A 1,984-nucleotide genomic window follows, 5' to 3' on the forward strand; every position below is an offset into this window, starting at 1 on the left:
AAATGGTCAAGCAAGGCTGATTCCAAATCATTTTCCTCTACCGCATCTTTTGCCTTTAATCCCAAAAATTCAAAAGCATATAATGATTTTACGATTTCTGAAGGATAGGAAATTTCCGCCTTTTGTTGCGTGATTTCGCTGAGAACTTGAGGTTTGATGCTCATTCCACTCCGTTCGTAATACAGGCTATTGATTTGGCGTTTGAGTTCCCTCACACTCCAAGTGCCTTTAATGCATTCGATTTCGTAGAATGTGCGTTTAAGTGATTGCTCAAACTGCAAAAGTTGCTCAATATGGCTATAAGATAGATTTTGTATTAATTTTTTAGCGGGAACCAATAAACTGTTTTCAGATTGTGGGGTCATTGTCCCCACTTTTTGTGAAATACCCAATTGTGGGGTTACTGTCCCCACAATTGGAAAAGAAAAAAGTTCAGGCAAGGATTTATCATTTTGTTCTGACTGAATGTATTGTCCAACATGAGGGTAAAGCAAATAAAAGTCTTTAAATCGGTATAAGGATCTGCGGTCTATTCCCTTAATAAATTTGAGACGGGAGCTTAATGTATCAAAAAGTTTGTCACCATAGATTGCCCTATCTTCTCCCTTTTGCTCAAACTCTACAATATAATAGCCGATCAGCCAATTTCTTAAAGTCAGCGATACATTGACAGCTTTGGCCGCTTGATGCTGAAAGTGGCTATGGGTTTGCTCAATGGAGGTAACCAAGTAATCGAAATTCATGCTAACATTGCTTTTATTTTCCCCAAATCGAAGTGTTTGATGTTCCAGCTTCTGTGCCACCGAGGCGAAATCAGGAAGCAGAAAGCAAGGGAGGTTAGGATTGATCTTTTCACGGTTTGGGTATTGGGGTATGAGTGTGGATTTATTGGATTGCACTTTTTGCCCTGATATTTTCAACATCAATGATTTCTAGTGGTAAAGGCTTACCCAATAACCTTGAACCTGTCTCAGTAATTAAGTACGCATCTTCTACTCTTATGCCACCAAAATTCCGATAATGGGCTAATCTTTTATAGTCCATGAAATCACTGTGCAGATTTTTCGACTGCCACTGTTCGATCAGCTTTGGAATAAAATAAATCCCGGGCTCGATGGTAACCACGAAACCTTTTTCCAGTTCTTTGCCCAACCTTAAGGATTTAAGCCCAAATTGACTGCTTTTTTTAAGGTCATCTGTATATCCAACATATTCTTCTCCCAAATCCTCCATATCATGAACATCCAAACCCATCATATGCCCTAAACCACATTGGAAAAACAAAGCGTGCGCTCCCTGAGTTACTGCAATATCCGGATTGCCTTTCATGATTCCCAAATCTTTTAATCCCTCTGCCAGTTTTTTACAAGCCAAGAGGTGAATATCCTTGAACCTTACACCAGGTTTTAGTGCATCTACGGCAGTTTGGTAGGCATTGAGCACAATCTGATAGATTTCCCTTTGACTTTCAGAAAATCCAGACCCCACCGGAATAGTCCTTGTAATATCCCCGGCATAATGCATAGCGGACTCCGCTCCAAAATCCCCTAAAAGCATTTTCCCCTCAGTAAGGGTATTGGAGTAATTATGGTTATGAAGAATTTGTCCCTCAATGGTGATGATTGGAGGAAAAGATACGCTTCCTCCCAAGGAAAGGGCTTCTCCGGTCACTAGTCCAAGAAGTTCAAATTCTTTCATTCCCGGTTTGGCTTCCCTCATCAATTTTTTATGCATACTGACACTGATATTCACAGCCTTCGTAATTTCCAGGATTTCTTCTTCTGACTTGATAGATCGTAAAGAAACCACAGCTTTAATAAAATCCGCTGAAACAAGGGAATGGATTTCCTGTGGAGATTTGTTAAACCAACTGGCCAGCTTTTGTAAATTTTCCGGTCGATAAGGTGGTAGGAAATGGATTTGCCGATCAGCCACTGAATCCAAATATTCCGAAATGATGCTTTTAAATTTAGTTTTTTCAATC

At 39.9% G+C, this 1,984-nt stretch carries 2 protein-coding genes; both read right to left on the reverse strand.

All coding sequences use genetic code 11. The annotated features are described in order from the left end of the window. Nucleotides 1-923 (reverse strand): DUF1016 N-terminal domain-containing protein (locus tag ACEW8O_RS08970; protein WP_373494287.1); only part of this gene is annotated, 923 nt, incomplete at its 3' end. Continuing rightward, the coding region (locus tag ACEW8O_RS08975; RefSeq protein ID WP_373494288.1) for a M24B family metallopeptidase at nt 886-1,984 on the reverse strand (1,099 nt) is incomplete at its 5' end. The genes ACEW8O_RS08975 and ACEW8O_RS08970, both read right to left, overlap by 38 nt.

It is taken from the genome of Aquiflexum sp., assembly GCF_041749095.1.
Classification (GTDB): Bacteria; Bacteroidota; Bacteroidia; order Cytophagales; family Cyclobacteriaceae; genus Aquiflexum.